General features: G+C 63.2%; 16 protein-coding genes and 1 pseudogene. 1 reads left to right on the top strand and 16 read right to left on the bottom strand.

The features are described 5' to 3' along the window. Window positions 1-239: 239 nt before the first annotated feature. From B5P46_RS25135 to B5P46_RS25120, 4 genes and pseudogenes are all read right to left on the bottom strand, one after another. Window positions 240-953, bottom strand: coding sequence for an RNA polymerase sigma factor (locus tag B5P46_RS25135; protein ID WP_129421102.1), 714 nt, complete (start codon window positions 951-953; stop codon window positions 240-242). Between the two features lie 44 nt (window positions 954-997). Next, complete coding sequence (locus B5P46_RS25130; protein WP_129421381.1) at window positions 998-1,324, bottom strand: cupredoxin domain-containing protein; 327 nt, start codon at window positions 1,322-1,324, stop codon at window positions 998-1,000. Between the two features lie 8 nt (window positions 1,325-1,332). Next, a pseudogene (locus B5P46_RS25125) lies at window positions 1,333-1,852 on the bottom strand (DUF4142 domain-containing protein). A 147-nt stretch (window positions 1,853-1,999) separates the two neighbouring features. Beyond that, window positions 2,000-2,347 (bottom strand): DUF488 domain-containing protein, encoded by a 348-nt coding sequence (locus tag B5P46_RS25120; RefSeq protein ID WP_129421101.1) that lies wholly within the window; start codon window positions 2,345-2,347, stop codon window positions 2,000-2,002. A 265-nt stretch (window positions 2,348-2,612) separates the two neighbouring features. On the opposite strand from B5P46_RS25120, the gene B5P46_RS25115 reads away from it, so the two are divergent. Continuing rightward, on the top strand, window positions 2,613-3,752 hold the full coding sequence (locus B5P46_RS25115) for a polysaccharide biosynthesis/export family protein (RefSeq protein ID WP_129421100.1): 1,140 nt from the start codon (window positions 2,613-2,615) through the stop codon (window positions 3,750-3,752). On the opposite strand, the gene B5P46_RS25110 is transcribed toward B5P46_RS25115, so the two are convergent. The 12 genes from B5P46_RS25110 to tssC (B5P46_RS25055) form a co-directional block, all read right to left on the bottom strand. Next, window positions 3,749-4,480 (bottom strand): serine/threonine-protein kinase, encoded by a 732-nt coding sequence (locus tag B5P46_RS25110; RefSeq protein ID WP_245456296.1) that lies wholly within the window; start codon window positions 4,478-4,480, stop codon window positions 3,749-3,751. The genes B5P46_RS25115 and B5P46_RS25110 overlap by 4 nt on opposite strands. 175 nt (window positions 4,481-4,655) lie before the next feature. Continuing rightward, the gene (gene tagF, locus B5P46_RS25105) at window positions 4,656-6,029 is read right to left on the bottom strand and encodes a type VI secretion system-associated protein TagF (protein WP_129421098.1); all 1,374 of its coding nucleotides are present in this window, start codon (window positions 6,027-6,029) and stop codon (window positions 4,656-4,658) included. 10 nt (window positions 6,030-6,039) lie between these two features. Further along, window positions 6,040-9,516 (bottom strand): type VI secretion system membrane subunit TssM, encoded by a 3,477-nt coding sequence (gene tssM, locus B5P46_RS25100; RefSeq protein WP_129421097.1) that lies wholly within the window; start codon window positions 9,514-9,516, stop codon window positions 6,040-6,042. Further along, window positions 9,513-11,045: a type VI secretion system protein TssL, long form gene (gene tssL, locus B5P46_RS25095; protein WP_129421096.1), complete on the bottom strand. Its 1,533-nt coding sequence runs from the start codon at window positions 11,043-11,045 to the stop codon at window positions 9,513-9,515. Before tssL ends, tssM begins: the two co-directional genes overlap by 4 nt. Beyond that, window positions 11,042-12,382 carry a type VI secretion system baseplate subunit TssK gene (gene tssK, locus B5P46_RS25090; protein ID WP_129421095.1) on the bottom strand — a complete coding sequence of 447 codons (1,341 nt, stop codon included), beginning with the start codon at window positions 12,380-12,382 and terminating at the stop codon, window positions 11,042-11,044. Before tssK ends, tssL begins: the two co-directional genes overlap by 4 nt. Next, window positions 12,372-13,571 (bottom strand): type VI secretion system-associated FHA domain protein, encoded by a 1,200-nt coding sequence (locus B5P46_RS25085; protein ID WP_129421094.1) that lies wholly within the window; start codon window positions 13,569-13,571, stop codon window positions 12,372-12,374. The genes tssK and B5P46_RS25085 overlap by 11 nt, the downstream gene beginning before the upstream one ends. Before the next feature lie 10 nt (window positions 13,572-13,581). Further along, entirely contained in the window at window positions 13,582-14,583 is a 1,002-nt protein-coding gene (gene tssG, locus B5P46_RS25080) for a type VI secretion system baseplate subunit TssG (protein WP_129421093.1), read from the bottom strand. Between the two features lie 20 nt (window positions 14,584-14,603). Beyond that, complete coding sequence (gene tssF, locus B5P46_RS25075) at window positions 14,604-16,385, bottom strand: type VI secretion system baseplate subunit TssF (protein ID WP_129421092.1); 1,782 nt, start codon at window positions 16,383-16,385, stop codon at window positions 14,604-14,606. After that, on the bottom strand, window positions 16,378-16,887 hold the full coding sequence (gene tssE, locus B5P46_RS25070; RefSeq protein ID WP_129421091.1) for a type VI secretion system baseplate subunit TssE: 510 nt from the start codon (window positions 16,885-16,887) through the stop codon (window positions 16,378-16,380). The genes tssF and tssE overlap by 8 nt, the downstream gene beginning before the upstream one ends. Continuing rightward, window positions 16,880-17,710 carry a type VI secretion system accessory protein TagJ gene (locus tag B5P46_RS25065; protein ID WP_129421090.1) on the bottom strand — a complete coding sequence of 277 codons (831 nt, stop codon included), beginning with the start codon at window positions 17,708-17,710 and terminating at the stop codon, window positions 16,880-16,882. Before B5P46_RS25065 ends, tssE begins: the two co-directional genes overlap by 8 nt. Further along, window positions 17,707-19,095 carry a type VI secretion system contractile sheath large subunit gene (gene tssC, locus B5P46_RS25060; protein WP_129421089.1) on the bottom strand — a complete coding sequence of 463 codons (1,389 nt, stop codon included), beginning with the start codon at window positions 19,093-19,095 and terminating at the stop codon, window positions 17,707-17,709. The genes B5P46_RS25065 and tssC (B5P46_RS25060) overlap by 4 nt, the downstream gene beginning before the upstream one ends. Before the next feature lie 76 nt (window positions 19,096-19,171). After that, window positions 19,172-20,653, bottom strand: a complete 1,482-nt coding sequence (tssC, locus tag B5P46_RS25055; RefSeq protein ID WP_129421088.1) for a type VI secretion system contractile sheath large subunit — start codon at window positions 20,651-20,653, stop codon at window positions 19,172-19,174. Between the last annotated feature and the right edge of the window lie 87 nt (window positions 20,654-20,740).

Raw genomic sequence — 20,740 nt, 5'->3', positions numbered from 1 at the left:
CTCTGACGGGCTACAGCGGCACAGGCGACTGGACCGCCTCCGGATCTAAAGGCGGGCTCCTAAACGGATCAGCGATAAGAAGGAGCCGTCGGAATCGGCATGAATTTTTCGTGCGCCCCCCGGAAAGCTGCATCGACAACTTTCGTGCGTGACAGGCACCGAAGGAAGGTCAGGCGCCGCACTACAGTCCTGACCTCGTTGCGGATCTGGGACCTAGCTCCCGTTGATAGTGCGAGATGTCATGACGCCTCGTTGCGAAGGGCAGCAATGACGCGGTCGGCCATGAAAGCGCACCGGGCGCCATCGAACGGGAAGAGGGCCGAGAATGCGCCGGAGAGCTGTTTTTCGATCGACTGGCGCATCATTTTCCGCGCCCGGTGCAGCCGGGTCTTGGCCGTTTCGGGTCTTATGCCGAGGTAAGATGCGGTCTCGTCCGTGCTCATCCCCTCTACATCACGCAGCACCCACACGGCGCGAAAATCATCGGGAAGGTCGTCGACGGCATTTTCGAGGAGATGCCGCGCCTGGCTCCTGGCGAGCTCGGTTTCCGGATCGGTTGCCCACAAGCAGGACGGCAACTGTAGTATTTCGCCACCCGGCGACCTCGTCTGCATATCGATTTCCTCGAGCCCGGTGGTGTTCTTGCGGTGGCGCACGCGGCCCAGCGCCTCGTTGAGCGCAATGCGGGTCAGCCACGTCGAAAGCTGCGCCTCGCCCCTGAACGCCGCCAGATTGGTGATTGCCTTGATATAGGCGGCCTGGACGACATCTTCCGCCTCCGCATCGTTGCGGATGATGGCGCGCGCCGTTCGGAACAGGCGTTGATTGTGACGCTGAACGATGGCGCGGATGGCGGGCTCGTCGCCCATTTTCGCCAAGGGCACGAGATCGGCGTCGGACAGTATCGACATCTGCTGGCGGTGTCGCGCGGCCAGAACCGGAATGGCTGTCATGGGAATTCTCCCCCTGCTCGCCCGTCTATCGATTGGAGTCCGGCCTATGGCCGGACGTCCAGTTTGCCCGTCATGGCGAGATGAAAACGACAATAGAAATCGACGGCTCCCGCTTGGCTGAGCGTCATGCGGCCTTCCGATTTCGCCGGCAGGTCGATATCGAAGCTTGTGTCGCGAGCGGTTGCCGTGTGCCTGAATATATCATCGTTTCGCCAGACGATCACATCGCCGACATGCAGCTCGGCAGGCGGCGAGCTGAATTTCATGCCCTTGATGGTGATCTGATGGTCCGCCGCCGAGGCAACCCCGTTGCCTGCCAAAAGCAGTGCAAAGAGCAGCGGGAGCTGCAGCGATGTCATCAGCGAGCCCATTGCCATGTCTACTTGATCATCGAAGCCAGATGCTCGGCATGCATCTGGTGCTCCTTAAACAGCGTCAGGCCCGTTTCCAGCAGCGACTTGAGCTCTTTATTCTGAACCGACGGGATCAAGATTGGCAAGCGCGTCGTTGACCGACTTGTGATAGGCGACTTCGTTTTCGACATAGGCCTTGTCGAATGCCGTGCCGTCGAGTGCCTCCAGCGTCGTCAGTTCCTTGGTCGCCTGTGTCGACAAGGATTGGCTGACTGCGTTGTCTTCGGGCGTCACCTTCAGCTTCTTGACGAGGGCGAGCGCTTGGTCGTTGACGGCCTTGTGGTCGCGCTCCATCGTTTTGGCGAACGCAATGACGTCGGCATTCTTGCTCTTCTTCAACGCCTGCTCTGCGGTGGTGACATCGATCTGCCCCGCCGTATAGGCGATGTGGGCGATCTGAGGATCGGTCGGCTTGGTATCAGCAGCGATCGAAGCCGTGCCAAGCGAAGCTGCCATCAGGGTGGCGCCGAGAATTCGTTTCAACATGATCTGTCTCCCTTGTGTCGTGACCGAATGCCTTCCGGCGGCAACGGTGGTGCGCCTTCGGAAGCGAACATTGGATGCAGGTTTGTCGAAAAGGTTCCCGGAAATTTCGGACACGAAGAGGCCGCGGGTCATCGCGTCACCGACGCGTCAGTTCTTGCCGACGAAGCGCTGAAGAACAATAGCGTGATTGTGGTGCAAGTCTTTCGCAGCGTAGAGAAGTGTCGCGTCCGATTGTCCGATCCGGCGTTTCAGCTCCTCAACGGCGGACGGATTCTTTTCCAGCTCGTCCCGATAACGACGCTGGAACTCGGTCCACTTGGCGGGGTCGTGGCCAAACCATCGGCGCAGAGCCGGGCTTGGCGCGATATCCTTCATCCAGATGTCGACTGCTGTATCCTGCTTGCTCAACCCGCGCGGCCATAGCCGGTCGACCAGGATGCGGATGCCGTCTTTGTCGTCTTTCGGCTCGTAGATTCGTTTGATGTGCAAGGCCATTTGCTCACCCCGCCATAAGTTCGAAAGCCAATCTCGACGAATACGCGTGACCGGGTTTTGGTTCCAGACTGGAGCCCGAGGAAGAGGTGTTGGAAACCTGTTCAAACCGCATCCATCCCACTCAACTTAAGCAATATGGTTGCCAATTGGCCACACCTGTCAGCCTCCGAACTGTCATAATTGATTTTTCGCGCGCAACTGGTATTGCTCGGTCGTGCACCGCTGATATTTTCCGATTCTCTCAATATTGCCAAAAGGATACTTGATGCGAAATTTGGCGCCGCTCGTCCTTGTCGCAGTTCTTAGTGCCTGCGCCCGGCCATCGGATGGCCCAACCGCCGGTGGTTTCTATAATGCCACTGCCCCTCAAAGTAACGAGCGGATCCCGGTGGTCAGGCTATCGGAAGCGCCGATGGGTCCGGTTGCGGTCACGCCGCTTGCCTATGCGGCCACCGATCCCGGGCTCAGCCTCATGCGCTCGAGCGGATTTGCCGATACGAGGCTGCGACGCGGCGACGTCATCGATGTAACGATCCTCGACACCGGCGAAGAGGGACTTTTCTCTTCAACCCAAAGCAAGACCCTCAATCTCGGCCGCTTCACCGTCGATTCCACGGGCAATGTGACCCTTCCCTTCGTCGGCAAACAGCGAGTGGTGGATTCCTCGACCGAGGCTCTGCAGACACGCATCGTCACCGGGTTGAAGGGGTCGGCAGTCAATCCGCAGGCCGTCGTCACCGTGGTCGACAGGCCTTCCAGCGGTATCACCGTCAATGGCGACGTGCGTGCCGCCGGTCGCTTCCCGCTCACCGCACGCAAGGAGCGTGTGCTCGATGCGGTCGCACTTGCCGGCGGCGCATCGTCTGCTCCGGGCTCGGCGACCGTCACGCTGATGCGCGGCAAGCAGCGCGCCACCGTGCCGCTTCAGCGCGTCATCGACGACAACAAACAGAATGTCTACCTGCTGCCGGACGACCAGATCTATATCGACAAGGATTCACCCACCTTCACCGCCTTCGGCGCCTTCAAGAGTGTCGGCGAGTTCGAATTCGAGCCGGGCAGGCTGACGCTTGCCCAGGCGCTCGGGCGAGCCGGAGGCCTGCTCGATGATCGTGCCGATGCGCGCAATTTCTATGTGCTGCGCAGCCAGCCGGTCTATACGCAGGTTGCGGCCGCAAACGCCAAGACCCCGGTGCCGGCTGTGGTGAGCACAAAGCCGGTGATCTACCGCGTCGATCTGAAGGACGTTTCCAATCTGGCGCTGATGCAGCGGTTCCAGATGATGGATGGCGATATCATCTACGCCAGCAACGCCAGCCTGGTGGACTTTGCCAAGCTCTTCAACGTGTACCAGAAAAGCGTGCCGACGGCCGCAGCACCGATCCCAGGGTCGAGCGGCAATTAAGCACCGACAAAAGGACGTTTTGGAGAGCCGCCGAGCAGATGCAAGGCGGCTCTTGCATTTTCAGGCCTGTCCTGTGGTGCCTGTTGGGACAGGCGGTTCGCCAATGCTTTCAGGGCTTCGGTTCCATCGCTCTCTCCGTCGCAATGGCTAAGTAGCAAGGACAGCAGACACCCGGCGGCGTAAAGATCGGATCGTTCGTCGAGCGGTTGGCCGGCCATCTGCTCGGGGGATGCGAAATCCGGCGGGGCGGCAAAGGCAAGATCGAATTCATCGTGCCGGCATCCGGGCTTAAGCGCGATGCCGAAATCGGCGATCTTCAAACGGGAGAGATCGCCGTCGGCGAGAAGGTTGAGCGGTGACAGGTCGCAATGCACGAAACCTGCGGCATGGATGGCTTCCAGGCCTGAGAGCACCGAGGTCATGACTGAAGTCACCTCGCCGAGCGATAATGGCCTTTCCTGTAAAAGCCCCGCAAGGCGGCTGCCGATCCATTCCATAACCAGGGCAGGACGCCCATCGGCAAGACGCAGAACGGTCTGGGTCGCGGCAGTGTGGGGATGTCTGAGCGCCATGCCGATTTCCGCTTCACGCAGCAGCAGCTTCCTGAGGACAGGATCGTCGGCGTGGTCGGGCCGCGGCATCTTGATGGCATGAAACGTTCCGAGATCGCGATGGCGGGCGCGATAGACCCGGGTGACTGCGCCGTCATGGATCAGCGCCTCGAGCATAAAGCTGTTGGCGACGATCTCGCAATCCGCGTCGCGAAGCCGGGCCTCGCCCCGATCGAACGCGTCCCGGACACGGTCTACCAGGATTTGCCGGGTCTCAGGTGAACCGTGATTCAACGCCTGCCAGAGATGCGAAAAACGTCGCGTGATCTCTTCGAAAGCCACCTCCGGATGATCATCCGTCATCGGTCTTCACATCGATCACGATCGCGCTGAGGTTTTCGCGGCAATTGGCAATCAGCCCCTCCTGGACGAGAATATCGGCCGCCTTTTCGATCTTTGCCGAAAGGAGGACTTCGGCGATGATCCGCTCGGGGACGACGCTCGGCAGCGGCGCGCTGCAGAGCAGCAGCCTGTCGCCGGCCTGCAATCCGCCGGAGCGGACTTCGGGGATGAGATGTCCCCGCATGCCGATGGCGCGCGAAAGCGTGCGCCGCAGGCCGATCTCCACATGATCGCGCGTGAGGCAGCGCATCATGCCATCCCGCAGAAGATAGCAGCGGGCGTCACCCACCCAGAGCAGGGCGCAGTTCTCGCGGAGCGTGGCCAGCACGACGATGCTCCCAGCCGACGGTTCGCGATCAGAAGAAAGATAGGCCGATTGAAGCAGGCCGTGGGCTCGGCCGAGCTTGCCTTTGATGTCCTGCACCAGAGCTTCGATCGACTGCTGTTCGGCTGTTTCAGCCAGCACGTGAACGGTGATCTTGCCGACTTCGGCAGCAGCGTTGCCATCGCCGACACCATCGGCGACGGCAAAGAGCGAGGGCGTTTCCGAAACGAGCAGCGCATCGGCGTTGACGCTCAGCCGTGTGCCGGGATGCGTGGCATGGCTATGGCGGATCACCAGCGGACGATGCGGTTCGGCGATAACAGGGCCTGGAGTCTCGGCCGTTTCGGGTTGCCGCCGTGCCGAAGCCGCGGGGGAATTGTCGTGCAGTAGCTTCGGAAAATCCTCGGGGTCCGGGGCGCCGCCGACACGAAACCCCTTGGCTCGCCGATCCTCGGGGCTGATCCGCCACCAGAGCGTGCCGCGGCCGGAAGCATTGTCCTGCAGCGTCTCGTTTTCCGCGAGGTCGGCTGGGCGCAGGGTCCGCAGTCGCTTCAGGCTCGCGGTGAAGTGATTGATGTCGAAATCCCGCTTGGCCGAGCTTTCGGCGATCGCCTCGGCGGCCGTGAACCAGGTGTCATCAAGGTAGAGCTGACGCGGATGCTCGGCAAAGCCGTGAAGCTGGGCGGCGATAACCAGCGGAAAACTGCGCCCGACGCGGTCGAGGCTCGGAAGCAGAACGCCGGCAATGGTGGTCGGCCCCCAAAGACCGCGTTCGACGATAAAACGCCATGCCGGCATCATGCGAAACCGGCGTTCCCAATCCTCGCCGAGTTCCCGCTGCGCCGCTTGCAGCCCCGACTGCAGCCAGGCGTCGAGCGACGCCTGCAGGTGGCGGCTCAGTCCCGTCGAAACGAAATCGCCATGACTCGGCAATTTGCCGAAGAAGCCGATCCTGTCGGCTTCGGTTTGGCTTCGGTCCAGGGTGGCGCGCTCGTTCATGACGAACCGGTCAGAATTGCGCCGGGCATGAGAAGGCGCCGAGCGCCTCCAGCCGGAATGGATTGAGCACCGAACCGAACTGCACGTCGAACTCCGCCGTCTGACCGTTCTGCTGGAATTTTGCCCGGAAGAGGTCGTCCCCCTGTATGGCGAGGTCGGCATCGTCGAAGAGCCGGAAGGGCGACCAGTCGCCGTTCTCCGTCAGCGCCTGCTGCCAGCCGCCCGGCTGGAAGGCGAGGCGCGAGACGTTGCTGGCTTCGGTCGACGGCCAGGTGATCGATTTCGATTGGATCGGGCCATGGAAATAGACCACGCGTTCGCCCTCGATCTCCAGCATCACGGCGCTGGCCGCCTCGGTCAGCGATACCGGCTTGACGTTGATTGAAATCGATGGGTTCTCGCTGCCGGCCGGGAAAAAGGCGCGGTTGATCTTGTCGGCATTCTCGAACTGGGCAATCGCCGCACTCGGAATGCTCACCGCGCCGAACGTGCCCTTCCAGCCCCATGGCGAGGCGCTGGTGTCGACGAAGGCTTCGAGCTTTTCCTTGAAGAAGGTCTTGAACAGCCCCTCCGGTCCGAAAAGCCTGATGAAATCGCTCATCGCCACGTCGCGCGGAGATTTCCGGTCGAAGGGATAACGACCGGCGACGACATTCGAGCAGAAGCCTGCGCCTTCGGCAGCCCAGGCGTCGCTGATACGCGAACGGGCGGATTTGACCGCCAGCGATCCGACATCCGCGGCCAGCCCCGCCATCCAGGTATCGACCGGCGCCGGCAGCTTGCGGGCCTGTTGCAGCAGGTCCTGATTGGCGTCGGTGAGCTGGCTGTCAACGTCGAAGACTTTCGCGACTTCGGCGGTCGACGTCGTGGCGCGCGAAAGCTGCTCCTGGACCCTCTGCAGGATCGGCTCGAGCTGCCCGATCTCCGATCGCGGCGCATCCTTCGGCTGGTCGGCCGGCGACGACTGGCCGGCCGGCGCCTTCAGCGCTTCGCGAAGTCGGCCGAAGGGATCGGGCGCATTCGCCGCACTGGCAAGCGCCGTGGTCGAGGCTGGCAGGTTGTCGCCGGCGGCCGAGGCGATTTCCGCCCCGGGCGCGCGCAGATCGGTGGCAGCGACGATCGATTTGGTGATCGTCTCGACCGGACCGGGCTTGCCCGCCAGGATGCGGGTGGTTTCCGCCGCATCGCTAATCGTCTGGGAGGGCTTCACCCTGATATCGGTGAGTATCGTCGACCAGCGCTGCTCGAAAGCGTCGAAGTAAAGCTGAAGCGTCGCCTGGGCTATCGTGTCGACCGTGACGCCGGCCGGATTGGGATCGCCGCGGACCCATTGCTCGTCGAGCGCCTCGCGCGCGGCGTCGGTGATCCCAGGCAGAACGACGGTGCGATAGCCGATCGCGGAGAAGAGGCCGGGAATGCCTTCGTTGAGCAGCGCCTTCGAGGTCCGCTCGAAAGCCTGTTCGCCAAGCGGCCCAAGCGCGCCTGCCGGGCTCCAGGCGGGAAGCGCGCGGGACTCGCGATATTCCGCCAGGATGTCATAGGCGCGGCTGGCGATGTTCTGCGAGCGGATGACTTCGCGCGCCTTGGCGATCAGCGCCTTGTCGAGCTCGATCGGCGGCAGAGCGCCGCGCGCCATGGCATCGGCATGGGCGATCAGCGCCTGCCGGGCCGCGGCCCTGCCTTCGTCGGGATAGAGCCTCGTGAACATGTCTTCTGCTTCCAGCGCGGCAAAGTCCGCATTCACCGGACCGAGCCCGCCGAGCATGCCGTAGAGCTTCAACGCATCGAAGGTTCGGGTGACGTCGGTGGTCTCGGTCATGTCCTTCTGGAGCTGCACCAGCATGCGCGGCAGGAGCAGCGTGTTCAGCGCCCGCTGATAGGCCTCGCGCTGCCGGCTGGCGACCTTGCCTTCCTGGTCGAGGCCGAGGCTTATCGGCCAGACGCGGCTCTTCGAGAAGTCGGTGGTGACGGCGGCGAGATTGTCGAGCGCCGGCAGGATGCGCAGGAAGTCTGTATCCGAAACGTCGCGAACCGGCACGCCACGCACCAGTTGTTCGTAGGCGTCTATGCGTCTTTCCGCGCCGGCCAGCGCCGTGGTGTTCTGGATGTAGGTGGCCGTCCAGCTCGTCAGCACCACGGCAAGCAGCAGGACCGTGGCGGCATAGGCCGCGCGGCGGAAGAGCAATTGCCGCCCCGAAAGCCGCTTGTCGCGGGCGACCAGCGAGGCCTCGCCGAAGATCACCTCCTTGAAGAGCCGCGAGAGGAAATAGCTGCGTCGCATGCGGGGCACAGTGACCGCCTCCTCCCGCTGGGTACCGGAGGCGAAATAGATGCCGCGCAGCAGCGGCGCCTCCACCAATTTCGAACCCGAGCAAAGCTCGGTGACGACCTCGTGCAGACGCTCCTTCAAAGAGGTGAGCTCGGCTGGAAAGCGGAAGATGCGGCCGCGCAATTCCGGATTGGGCTCCTGCTGCAGGCGTTCGATCAGCATGGTATCGACGCGCTGTTGCAGCAGGGTGAATTCCTCCATGAAGCGTTCCGGCAGGTTTGCCGCCTTGTAGCTCTCGTCGAGGCCAAAAGTCATGCCCCAGACCTGTTCGCGGTCGCTTTTGTTGAAGCCGTCGAAGAACTCCACGAAGCCGGTCAGCAGATCGGCTTTGGTCAGCAGCAGATAGACTGGCACGCGCGCATGCAGGAGTTCATCAAGTTCGGAAAGCCGCTGGCGGATCGCCCTGATCTCTTCGCGCTGCGCTTCCGGATCGCGCGTCAGGAGATCGCCGATCGACAGCGTCACTAGCGCGCCGTTGATCGGCTGCGAACGCCGGTACTTGCGCAGCAGGCCGAGAAATCCCTCCCAGCCGGCTTTGGCAGTGCCGTTCAAATCGTCCTGCGTCGTGTAGCGGCCGGCCGTGTCGATGAGGATGGCCTCGTCGGTGAACCACCAGTTGCAGTTGCGCGTACCGCCGATCCCTTGCACCGAATTGCCGCCAAGCGCATCGCCGAGCGGGAATTTGAGGCCGGAATTGGAGAGCGCCGTCGTCTTGCCGGAACCCGGCGCGCCGAAGATGACGTACCACGGCAGCTCGTAGATATAGCCGAAGCGCTTCTTGGTGATGCGGCGGAGCAGCTGCAGCGCTTCCTTGAGCCGACCGTGGATCTCGCCGACCTCAGCCTGCTGGCTGGCCGCGGCTTCGGCCTCCGCGTCCCGCTCGATACCTTCGACGAGCTTTTTGTCGCGGCGCCGGTCGCGGATGGTCGTGAAGACGAGATAAGCGAGCCAGACTGCGAGGATGATGCCGATCAGCGTGAGCCGCGCGCTGGTGCTCGCCAGCGGCTTGAAGTCGCCATAGGCGGCGAGATAGCCGTAGAACCAGATGACGACACAGATTGCCGCCACCCAGATGATCGAGATGAAGCGACGGCCGATGAGGCCGGCATAGGCCTCCACATAGGAGCGGAGCGTATAGAAATAACTGAGCGGGTTCATCGCGAACCACCTCCTGCGGCGGGCGCCGTCGGTTCATCCGGCATTTCGGCCTGACGCGGCGTCGTCAAACCCGCATCGTTCAGCCGCTCGCTTGGATCGGTCAGGACCAGGATCTCGGTGCGGCGGTTCATCTCCCGGCCCTCCGGCGTATCGTTGGCGGCGATCGGATGGGTGTCGGCGCGCCCCTCGGTCAAGATCGCACCCGGCCCGGTGAAGGAGCTCAGGATTTCGCCGACCGCCTTGGCGCGGGCTTCGGAAAGGTGCCAGTTGGAGGGGAACTGAACTGTGCGGATCGGCACATTGTCGGTATAGCCCACCACCACGGCGCGGAAGTTCTCCGCGGCCAGCGCACCGCCGATCCGCTGAAGCAGGTCGTGGAATTTCTGGCTGACCTCCGCGCTGCCGGTGGCAAACAGCCCGGAATTGCTGATCCGCACCAGCAGCCTGCCATTCGAATCCGAGAGTGTGACGAGCTTCTTCTCGACCTCCGGCTGCAGGAAGGCGAGCAGATTGTCGAGCCGGCTCGGCGGTTTCACTTGCGGCGGTGGCGGCGTCGGCGGCGTTTCGGCGACGACAACAGGCGGGAGCTGCCGAGGAGGCTCCGGAACCTTGACCAGTACGCTCGGCATATCGCGCGGCGGCAGCCTGGCAAGCCGCTCGAACGTTCCGTCGGAGGCACGATTGAGCGAGAGCGTGAAGAACATGTAGCCGAGCGCCAGGATCAGCGTCAGAAGGGAAAGAAGCGTCCAGATCGCCGCCGCGGTTCGCAACGGCTGATGCCGGGCCGAAACGCCCTTCCAGTGGGGAGAAAGCTCTCGCTCGAAGACACCGTACTGGCCAAGCAGTGTCTTGTAGAGACTGTCGCGGATGCGGCCCAGCTCCAGCCCGCCGCGCGGTGAAACGCGGGTGCGGCCCTCGAAGGCAAGCGACAGGCAGAGATAGATGAGGAGAAGCAGGTCCTTGTTGGCGCCGGGGCTCTGGTGGAAATGGTCGAGCAGGTCGAACACCCGTTCGCCGCCGGTCACGTCCATATGGAAGGTGGAAACGAGACCCGAGCGGGCCCAGCCGGCACGAACGCCCCAGGCCTTGCTGAGCACGACATCGTCGACCGTCGCGCAGACGACGTAATGGGCTGCGCGCGCTCTTTCGGGGCTGATGCGAGCGCTCGCCAGATCGCGTTCGTAGCGGCCGACGGCTTCGATCGCCACCTGGCGCAGTTCGTCGATATCAGGCTGTTCTTCCGTGTAGCGCAGGGCATGGGCGAGGTTGAGGAGCGGTGCGGCCGAGCGCACCAGCGTCGGCACGTCTTCGGCCCCGAAGCGAAAATCCCGGACGAGCGTTTCGACGGACGCTGCGACCTTCGGAAGCGATCCCGCTGGCGTCTTTCCGCCCTCGCTTTCGGGAAAGTCGAGGACGTCATCCAGCATCTCCGCCATCTTGCGGGCGGATTGCTTTTTCCGAGTGCCGTCCTCGGTAAGTTCGACAATGGTCGGCAGGTTCTGCCAGGTGGAGGCGGGTTCGTTCTTCATTCTCTAAGGGCCCACAGTTCTATTTCGAGCCCGGGAAAATCGCCGGCGAGATGCACGGCGATGGCGCCCGAAGTGTCGAGTTGTTTCCAAAGCGGGTTCTTGGTGTCGAGTTCGAAATAGATGGTGCCGGAGCGATAGGGAAGCTGGCGTGGCAGCACCGGTAGCGGCCGGACGGGGATGCCCGGTAGCGCGACGTTGACGAGGTCGGCGATGCGCTCGACCGGGCCGATCTTGATCTGCGCCGGCAGCTTGCGGCGCACGTCTTCGGCCGGCATCTCGGCCCGGACCGCCAGTACAAAGCCGGCATCTCTCAGTAGCGAACGGTCGTTGATCGTGCCGATCCTGACGCCATGCCGGCGTTCGGCCAACTCGATCGCCACGGCTGCCTGTTCGAGCACGGACGACAGCGAGGCGCGCAGATCGTCGAAGACGGCCGCGAATGTCGCCTTGAGGTCGTCGTGGCGGTAAGGCGGGAAGTCGCTTGCGCGTTTGCGGTCGGTCGTGAAGGTGGCGAGCTCGCCGGCAAGCTGGATGCAGGTCTCGTAAAAGACGATGGGGTGGATCCGCGTCGCATTCGCCGAAATGTGTTTCAGCATCGGATCCGCGCGGTTGAGCATCTGCAGCAGCAGGTAGTCGCCGACCTCGGCGGTCCCTCGAATGGTGGGATCGCCGATGCGTTCGGCGATGGCCTCCGCGCGGTGGCGCACGATGCCGAGCAGTTCGGTGATCAGCTCGCTCAGCCGCGCGGCAGCCGTACAATTGAGGCTCGGCACGATGTAGTCCGGATCGAGGATCACGGCCCGGTCGGAACGCACTTCGATGATACGGGCAAGTCCGATAAGCTCGTAGCCGGCGAGTTCATCGCCGGTCCTCAGATAACGCAGGCTGAGACGGCCGACATCGATCGGCGCCATGAAGTCGGTCTCGACGTTTGCATCCGGCGCTTCATAGGGCGAAGCGACGAGCCGGACGCTGTTGCGCGCGGCACCGCCGTTCAACGCCACATCGGCCTTGCCCGGCTGACGGGAAGGAAGTGCGAGATAGATGACTGCATTCTTGGTATTCTCGTCGAGATCGAGCGGTGGCGGCAGGTCCGTATCGATTGGGGCTTCGAACGGCGTTCCGTCCGCCAACACGCCGCGCAGGTTCGACAGCGCGAATTGGCCGATCGCCAATGCGCCGCGGTCGATGCCGATTTCCGCCACCCCCCAGGGATAGGGCGACAGGCCGTGCGTCGCGGTGCGCACGAGCCGCTCGGTCCAGCGATCCGCCTGCTGAAAATGCTGCACGCGAAGGAACATGCCTTCGCTCCAGGCCACCCGGTTTTCATTCCTCATGATGCGCGTCTTTTCCTTCCTGCCCGTCTTGCGGACGAGGCCCTGCCTGCGTGCCGTTCACTGCCCCCGACATTGCGTGGCGAAAAACGTCATGGATCGACCGGCTCTTGCCGTCCTGTTCGAATTGTGCCCGGTAGGCGCGCCAATAGGCCCGGTCTCGGCCCCAAAGCAGGCGCCAGGCGCCGGTCTCGACCCGCGCCTCAAGGATCCGCGGCTCCAGCCGGCCTGCTGTCTGAACCAGAGCCTCAAGCGCCGAATTGAGGTTGAGCTGTTGCCCGATCAGGGTTTCGATGCGGGCAAGAAGCGCTTCCTCCCTGCTGCTGTCGGCAAGGAAATCCGGCTCGCTGGCGGCGGATGGCGCACTCATCTCGAAAACGGCATAGCTATTCTGGACAGCCTCCTCGAGGCGGGCAAGCAGTGGCTCCAGGCGACCGGCGAGGGCTTCGGGCCGGCCGATCGTCAGCGCCGGAAACTCCTCGGGCTCCGGTTCCGACTGCGGATCGGTGTCGCTGACCATCTCGATCACCGGTGCCGGCCGGCGCTGAGCGATGGGCACGGAGACATGGGTGGCGGAACCATGTTCCAGGTGGCTGCCGTATTCGGTCTCCTCCGAATTCCAGTCCTCCGGCAGAAGCTGGGTGACTGAGCGGATCTCCGGAGGGCCGCTCCAGCCGATCTCGACATTGCGGGATGAGGCCGTCGCTTTCTTGCCGACCGTTTCGGGAAAAGCCCAGTCGTCGCTCATACGCTCGCCAAGGATACCGTTTGCAGTACGACCGCCCGGAGCGATATCGGCCAGGATTGCGGAAATGGTCAGCGGTTCGTCACTCAGCATGAGACCTGCATCGGGGTCCTCAATCTCGCGGTCCTTCTCGCCCGATATGTGGACGGAAAAGGCAAGTCCGCCCACCTCCAGCCGTGACCTGTCGGAAAGCCGCACGATCTGGCCCTCATGCACGGCGACGCCATCGACCCGGGAGCCGTTTGCACTCTGGTCGCGCAGCAGGAAGCCTTCGCGGTCGCGCTCGATGACGCAATGGAGCTTCGAAACGGAGCGCCGATCCTCCGGCAGCCGCCAGTCGCAATCCGGTGCCCGGCCGAGCGTTCGCCGGCCGCGTTCGAAGAACCATTTCGACTGGCCTGCTGGCACCGTCGCGTCACTGGTGATCTCTTTCAGTTCAAGCCGCATCCTCGCCTCCTCACCGCGCCTGAACCGACAGGCGCTCGACGATCACTGCATCGCCGCTGTCGCTTGCAGCCGGCGCAACCCTCGCCCAACTGTTCCAGCCCAAGCGCGGCGGATCGCTCGCCTGTCCGAGCTGGCAGAAGGGAACGTCCTCCTTCTTCAGAATGGCCTGTATGTCGAATTCGAGCGCCGCGCCGACATAAAGCCGCGTCAGGGCGAAGAGTTCGGTGATGGCGCGGCCGCCCGGCGCGAGCGAGAGATAATCGCCATAACCGAGCGGACCGATGACGATGCGAAAGCCGCCGCTGAAATCGTGGATCGCAGCACCTGCCGTCGCATTGACGCCAAGCTGGACGCCCTGGGGCTGGCCCATGCGGCTGCGCTCCGCCTCGGGGATGGTCAGCCAGCGGCCGCGAAACAATTCGATCTCCACCGGCAGGCCGCTGAACTCGCAGAGCATGGCGCGGAGATTGACGGCATTGCGGTTGCGCGCGGCAAAGAAGCCCGAGAAACGCAGGATCAGTTCCTCGTCGACGCCGCTCTTTTCGACGAGACGCCTGGTGCCGAAGCCGGTGAGTGACAGCAGCGTGGTGACGAAGGCGTTGTTCGCCCATCTGCCACCCCAGCGCAGCCGGGGGGCGATGCGGTATTTCTCGCAGGCATCGGCGAAGAGTGCCGCCATCCGCGCGCCAAACATGTCGAAGAAGCCCGCCAGCGCCCGCGACCTGTTGCGCTCCTCGCGCATGACGAGGTCGTTATAGGCCGACGGCATCGAGCCGAGCGCTCCGACGAGACCGGCAAGCGCACTGCGGACGGTGGCGCCACCGTCCTTGCGCCTGTATCCGCTGACGGCAAGAGGCGCCGGCGAGACGCCGACATGTGAGGCGACATCAAGCCGTCCTTCCCCCACCGAAGCCTGCGCGACGCGAAAGGCCGTCACCGGCTCGAAGCGGCCGGGGTCGCGTTCGAGCAGATCGGCAAGGGCGTCTGGCTTGCGGGCGACGGGGAGATCCATGATTTAATAGCGATCCTTCCTCAGAGAAGCGGGCGTTCGGCGGCTCGTGCCGGCCAGCGGGCGATCGGCCTCGACTGCCCCTTCATCCCAATGGTGAGCCGGGTAAAGCTGTTGACCGAGGTGTAGAGACTGAAGAAGCGGTCGAGCACGCTTCCGAACAGAAAGGCCGAAGGCCGGTCGATGGCGGCCGGATCGAATTCAAGCGCGATCTCGGTGCCGGGCACCATGCCGCCGCTGCCGAGACGGGCGGTCGAAGTGCCCGCCTTGATCCGGACGAGAGCATCGACGAATTGTTTGGTCTCGGGGCTGTCCCGGAAGGCGTAGAGCGACAGGATATCCTTCAGCGCTGCACCGTCATTGTCGAAGAGCGACAGGTGATTGAGGATGAGATGCGACATCAGTCGCCAGTTCCGCCCTTCCTGATCGTTCATCCTGACCGACGGCGTCGGCGGGATCAGGGCTTCGACGCTGGCGACAGCCTCATGGCCGGAAGCGAGCTGCAGGAATGGATGGCCGCCGCCGAAGGGAAGCTGTTCCGGCAGGTCGCGGTTGAGGCAGAGCGTATCGACGCTTGCGACCGCATCGACGGGACCTGAAGAGCGGCGCTGCCTGTCGACGAAGGCGATGTCCATGTCGCTGGTTCTGTCGTCTTCGTCGAAACGGCGATAGGCCTGCCAGTAGGTCGCGCTCGTGCCTGCCCGCTGCGACCGTCCGAAGAACGGCTGGCAGAATTCCTCCTGGCCGCGCGATCCGGTCAGGAGAACGCGGTCGATCGAATAGATCTCACGGGTCTTCTGGCGCCGTGCATCAGGCAGGAGACGGTATTCGGTGCGGGTACCGTCGATGGCAATCGGCTCGCAGACCTGGCGGAAGAGATTGACGACGGGCGTCGCATTGAGTGCGAAGTCGCGGAGCGAGACCGCGCGTTCGAGCTTTGCGTCGCTTTCCCTGAGGTAGATGAAGAGTTCCAGCGTCTCCTCCCGCCAGGCATCGAGCCCTTCGATGTCGAGAAAGAGAAACTTCCGCGGCAGAGCGAAAAATTCGGTCAGCAGCCGGTAGCCGGTGAAGCTTGGCGCCGGATAGGGCAGCATGGCCTCTTCAGGCTCGAAGCCGACCGGTTTGAGATTGCCCGCCGGCAGGAAGACCGGCGAACGGTCGTCCGCATGTTTGGCAAGTGCGATGCCGAGCGTGTGGTTGGCAAGCAGCTCGTAGATCGCCACCGCCTGCTGCCAGGGGGACGGAATGTGCAGGCGCAGCCGGCTTATGCCAAGGCCGCCGAGCGGCTTTCGGGCATCGAGGCTGCGGATGGACAGCCTCAGGCAGCCGGCAATGCCGGCATAGGGCGAAAGCGGCGCATTGATCGGCTGGCCGGAAAGATTAGCACCGGTGATTTCGATCGGCGCCATCTCGACATCCTGCGTGGTGCGGAAGCGGCAGGCTTCTCCTCGCACCGGCTCGGCCAGGACTTCGGTGTGGCGCGGCACGGTCTGGACCGAGGCGAGCGTATCGCTCGGCCGGAATTTGACGATGCTCATCGAGGGCAGCGGCGCCAGATAATGGGGATAAAGGGTTTCGAGCAGGCCGTCAGTCAGCTCGGGAAATTCATCGTCCAGCTTCTGGCGGACGCGGGCGGCCGAATAGGCGAAACTCTGGATCAGGCGTTCGACATGCGGGTCGTCGGCGACGTCGCCGGTCATGCGCAGGCGGCCGGCGATCTTCGGAAAGGCATCGGCAAAGCGCGCAGCCCGGCGGCGAAGCGCCAGCAATTCCTCATTGTAGCGGTGCAGGAAACCTTCAGCCATGCGCGGCCTCCACGAGGAAGCGCTGGGTCGAGGGATCGATGGTCGACTCGAAGCTGATCGGCGGCATGCCTTCATGCAGACGGAAGGTCGCCTGGATGCGCATGCGCAGCGCCCGTTCGGTCATCGTCCGGCTCTTGAGGATCGTCACCCGCACATCGGACAGCCGCGTTTCGAAAAACGCAATCCGCCGTTCGATCGCTTGCGCCAGCTTGAGCTTGGCCTGGTCGGTCATCAGATTTGCCGAGACGATACCGTCGACGCCATAGCTCACCAGGGCGTCCTTGAGTTCGGAAAGTGCCGTCGGTGGCGTGGCCGGGCAGCGCCGCGTGTTGAGCAGCGCTTCGAGATCGCGGCGGATCGCTTCCCTGACGTCGCGGACCTGGTCGACGAGGCTCATCGGCGGATCGACGGCGCGATCCGGAGCCTCGTCGATTAACCTGTCGAGGATCGAGCGGGCAAGGACGCGGTCGCGCAGCCGGTAGCGTTCGAGCGGATCAACCATGCGCAACCTGCCTGCCGGCAGCCGTTGCCGGCACGATCTCCAGGCTTTGAGTGTCATGGAAGGAAACCAGTTCGTCGCCTGCGAGGTAGCAGCGCTGGCCGCGGCCTGTGGTGATGCCTGTGGGTTCCTCGATCCATTCGGTCTCGCGGCCAAGCCTGAGTGTCGCATCCTGGCCGGTGCCATGATAGACCGCCGGGAGAAGCACCGACGCGGCTGCGCCGTCGATCAGGGAGAGCTCGGCGCGGCGGAAGGCCAGATCGCGCGGACGGGCAATCGGCTCTATCGAGAGAGCTGCGATCTTGGCAAAATCGATCCAGAGATAGCCGCCGCCGGTCATGATGACTTCGAGAGCGTGCGGCGTGCGGTCGTCGAGATCGCGGAAATCGGAGACCGCCCTGCCGTTCCAGATCAGCGGGCGCTCGCCCCTCAGGTTCTCGAATGCATCGAGCGTGGTCCTCGCCTCATCCGCATTGTCGTCGCGATGGGCGATGCCGAGGCGGACGGCGAGCTTGTCGAGCTCGCTCGGTCCCTGCGGAAATTCCGGCAGGGCGCCGCTCGAATACCAGGCGTCGCGCGCCGCCATTGCCCGAAGCTCATTGCGCAGCAAGGCGAAGCCCATCGTCGCGTCGGGAGTAAGGGTGGCGGCAAGGCTGCACTGATTGTCCGCCCGCTGGTAGTCACCGGCAAGCACGAGAAGATCGATATAGAGATGCCGCGCCTCCTGATCCGAGGGCTTGACCTTCAGATGCGCCTTGACCTCCTCGATCGCGTCATCGAGGGCATTGTCGCTGAGCGATTGGGCGATGCTGGCGGAAAGCGTCATGCGGACATCCTCTCGGGTATGGCAACGGGGCGACTCAGGATCTGGCCGGTGGTCGCGGTCTCGGCGATGAGATGGAAGCTCGTGGCAACGTCATCGAGCTGGAAATGCGGCTGCAGCCGGACGGTACAGGAGAAGCTGCCGGGCTTGCCCGGAATCTCGGCAACGCCGATGCCGGCCGAGCGCAGGGGAAAACGGGTGCGCAGCGCGATGTCGGCGTCGTCGTTGCCGAGCGTATAGGCGGTCAGCCAATCGGCCAGCTTCCGCTCGATCGAGATCGCATCCGAAAGCTGGCCGATTTCGTCGCGCATGATGACCTTGAGATAATGCGAGAAGCGCGACGCGCAGAGCACATATTGCAGCATGGCGGCGAGGCGGGCGTTCTGGCGGGCATGCTCGTTGGAATAGTGCGGCGGCGCATGCAGGGACTGGTTGGAATTGAAAATCGCCGAAGAGGAGAGATAGGTGGTCGCGGCAGGGATGATGCCGAGATCGCAGAGCTGCTGCTCCTGGCCGCTGGTCAGATGGATTTCCACAGGCGCCTGGGCTGATAGTCCGTTGCTTTCGGTGCCGAAATCGTAAGGTGGAAGCTCGGTTGCGCTCAGCAGGCCACCGTCGATAGCGTCCTGCGTGACGCCACGGATATCCGCGAACCAGCCGGAATCGATGAAATTTCGGATGACGACGGTCGCAAAAGCGAAAGCGGCGTTGCCCCAGAGAAGCGAGCTGCCATCGGCGGCAATGCTTTCGCAGAAGGGAAAGCCGTCGTTGCGATTGCGTGCATGTGGCGTAAGCGGCGAGCGCATCAGGATGCGCGGCGCGACAAGCCCTAGAAAACGCGAATCCTCCCGTGCACGCAGACCGTTCCAGCGGATGCGGGCCGTCTCATTGGCAAGCCAGGAAAAATCGTGGACCCGGTTCAGCTCGTGAAAGTCTTCAAGCCCGATTGCCAGCGGCGCAGCACCTGCGATGAAGGGGCAGAAGGCGGCGGCCGCCACCATGCCGATCTGCGACAACGTGCTGACCGGATCGCCGCCGGTGGGATCGGCCGGAGAAAGATAATAGTCGCCGACCAGCAGACCGAAGGGTTCGCCGCCCGGCATACCAAACTCGCGGCTGTAGATCAGTTCAAAGAGGTGGCTTTGGTCGAAGTCGCTGGCACGCTCCATGCTCCGCGTGAGCTCGCTCCAGCTAACGCCGAGAAGCTTGACCTTCACCTCGCCGCTGCGGCTTGCCTCGCGCACGAGCATGGCGAGGCCACGCCATCTCGCCTCCATCGCCTGAAAATCGGGATGGTGGAGGATGGCATTGACTTGCCTGTTCAGCGCTTCGTCGATCAGCGTAATCAACTGATCCGCCCGGCGCCGCCATTCAGTGCTGGAACCCATCGTCAACCTGACACAAATGTTTCGAACGCAAGGGCCAGGCGCGGCGGCGAACCCTCCGCGCGTGGCCCTGCCTTCATCAGTTCTTCGAGGGAATCCGGGCGACCATGCGCAGCGAGGTGGTCAATTCCTCCATCTGCAACCATGGGCGCATCCAGGCGACGGCGTTGTAAGCGCCCGGCCTGCCGGGGATTTCCTGGACGGTGACTTTCGCCTCGCGCAGCGGATATTTCGCCCGCGACTCTTCGCCGGCGTCGTCATTGGCGTTGACATAGTTGGAGATCCAGCGATTGAGCCAGGCCTCACAATCTTCCGCCTCCATGAAGGAGCCGATCTTATCGCGGCCCATGACCTTGAGATAATGGGCAAAGCGCGAGGTCGCCATCATATAGGGCAGACGGGCTGAAACGGCCGCGTTCGCAGTCGCCTCGGGTCGGTCGTAGAGCTTCGGCTTATGCGCGGTCTGCGCCCCGAAGAACACGGCATAGTCCGTATTCTTGTAGTGGCAGAGCGGCAGGAAGCCGAGCTTGCCGAGTTCGGCGTCGCGGCGATCGGTGATGCCGACTTCCGTCGGGCATTTCAGGTCCAGATCGCCGTCGTCGCTGGAGAAGATATGCATCGGCAGCCCTTCGACCTTGCCGCCGTTTTCCGCCCCTCGGATGGCGGTGCACCAGCCGTTCTTGGCAAAGGCTTCAGTCAGACGTGTGCCCATCACATAGGCTGCATTCATCCAGCAGTAGGAATCATGCGAGAGCTCGCCGGTTTTGGAGCCGCCGGTTTCGTCGAAGTTGAACTCTTCGATCGGGCTGGTCTTCGGACCATAAGGCATGCGGGCGAGCACACGCGGCATGGCGAGCGTCACGAAGCGTGAATCGTCGCTGTCGCGCAGGCTGCGCCACTTGGCGTACTCCACCGTCTCGAAGATCTTCTCTAGATCGCGGGGTTTGGCCAGTTCGCGGAAATCCTCGAAGCCGAACATGCGGGGGCTCGCCGCCGAGATGAACGGCGCGAAAGCAGCTGCGGCGATCATCGAGACGCCCTGCAGAAGCTGGACGTCGTCGAAGGAATTGTCGAATTCGTAGTCGCCGATCAGCGCGCCCATCGGTTCGCCGCCCGGTGTGCCGAACTCGTCTTCATAGACCGACTTGAAGAGCCGCGATTGGTCGAATTCGACGGCCTTTGCCAGATCCTTGGCGACATCGCGCTTGGATGCATTGAGCACGCGGATCTTCAGGTTGGCGCTGGTCTCGCTATTCTTGACGAGATAGTTCAGGCCGCGCCAGGCGCCTTCGAGCTTGGTGAACTCAGGCGACTGCATGATGGCCGCGAGCTGGCTTGATATCGCCTTGTCGATCTCGGCGATGGCATTGTTCAAGGTGATCGTCAGGTTGCGATCATAGGTGACGGTGCCCTTCAGGGCTTGATCGGTCAGGGTGCGCAGAAGGTCCTGGGCACGGTCGGGCTCGGTCTGGCGGGTTGCCGCAACGACCTTCGAGAGCAGGTTCTCATCAGGCGCGAAGCCTACTTCTTCCTTTGTTTGCAATTGCGTTTCGGCGGTCATCTATCGATCCTTTTTGCGAAAGCGGCGGCCCTCGAAGCATGAGGGGTTCCCTTCAAAAGGGGCCGCTGCCGGACAACGACTCTTCAG

Source organism: Rhizobium leguminosarum (assembly GCF_004123835.1).
Classification (GTDB): Bacteria; Pseudomonadota; Alphaproteobacteria; order Rhizobiales; family Rhizobiaceae; genus Rhizobium; species Rhizobium leguminosarum_M.
The sequence above is the reverse complement of the archived record's forward strand: the minus strand, read 5'-3'. Positions and strand labels throughout refer to the sequence as shown.

What these genes read in the sequence shown, in the direction of transcription:
- B5P46_RS25135 (WP_129421102.1), bottom strand. Translation starts at nt 953, where the DNA reads ATGACAGCCATTCCGGTTCTGGCCGCGCGACACCGCCAGCAGATGTCG.
- B5P46_RS25130 (WP_129421381.1), bottom strand. Translation starts at nt 1,324, where the DNA reads ATGGGCTCGCTGATGACATCGCTGCAGCTCCCGCTGCTCTTTGCACTG.
- B5P46_RS25120 (WP_129421101.1), bottom strand. Translation starts at nt 2,347, where the DNA reads ATGGCCTTGCACATCAAACGAATCTACGAGCCGAAAGACGACAAAGAC.
- B5P46_RS25115 (WP_129421100.1), top strand. Translation starts at nt 2,613, where the DNA reads ATGCGAAATTTGGCGCCGCTCGTCCTTGTCGCAGTTCTTAGTGCCTGC.
- B5P46_RS25110 (WP_245456296.1), bottom strand. Translation starts at nt 4,480, where the DNA reads ATGCTCGAGGCGCTGATCCATGACGGCGCAGTCACCCGGGTCTATCGC.
- tagF (WP_129421098.1), bottom strand. Translation starts at nt 6,029, where the DNA reads ATGAACGAGCGCGCCACCCTGGACCGAAGCCAAACCGAAGCCGACAGG.
- tssM (WP_129421097.1), bottom strand. Translation starts at nt 9,516, where the DNA reads ATGAACCCGCTCAGTTATTTCTATACGCTCCGCTCCTATGTGGAGGCC.
- tssL (WP_129421096.1), bottom strand. Translation starts at nt 11,045, where the DNA reads ATGAAGAACGAACCCGCCTCCACCTGGCAGAACCTGCCGACCATTGTC.
- tssK (WP_129421095.1), bottom strand. Translation starts at nt 12,382, where the DNA reads ATGAGGAATGAAAACCGGGTGGCCTGGAGCGAAGGCATGTTCCTTCGC.
- B5P46_RS25085 (WP_129421094.1), bottom strand. Translation starts at nt 13,571, where the DNA reads ATGCGGCTTGAACTGAAAGAGATCACCAGTGACGCGACGGTGCCAGCA.
- tssG (WP_129421093.1), bottom strand. Translation starts at nt 14,583, where the DNA reads ATGGATCTCCCCGTCGCCCGCAAGCCAGACGCCCTTGCCGATCTGCTC.
- tssF (WP_129421092.1), bottom strand. Translation starts at nt 16,385, where the DNA reads ATGGCTGAAGGTTTCCTGCACCGCTACAATGAGGAATTGCTGGCGCTT.
- tssE (WP_129421091.1), bottom strand. Translation starts at nt 16,887, where the DNA reads ATGGTTGATCCGCTCGAACGCTACCGGCTGCGCGACCGCGTCCTTGCC.
- B5P46_RS25065 (WP_129421090.1), bottom strand. Translation starts at nt 17,710, where the DNA reads ATGACGCTTTCCGCCAGCATCGCCCAATCGCTCAGCGACAATGCCCTC.
- tssC (WP_129421089.1), bottom strand. Translation starts at nt 19,095, where the DNA reads ATGGGTTCCAGCACTGAATGGCGGCGCCGGGCGGATCAGTTGATTACG.
- tssC (WP_129421088.1), bottom strand. Translation starts at nt 20,653, where the DNA reads ATGACCGCCGAAACGCAATTGCAAACAAAGGAAGAAGTAGGCTTCGCG.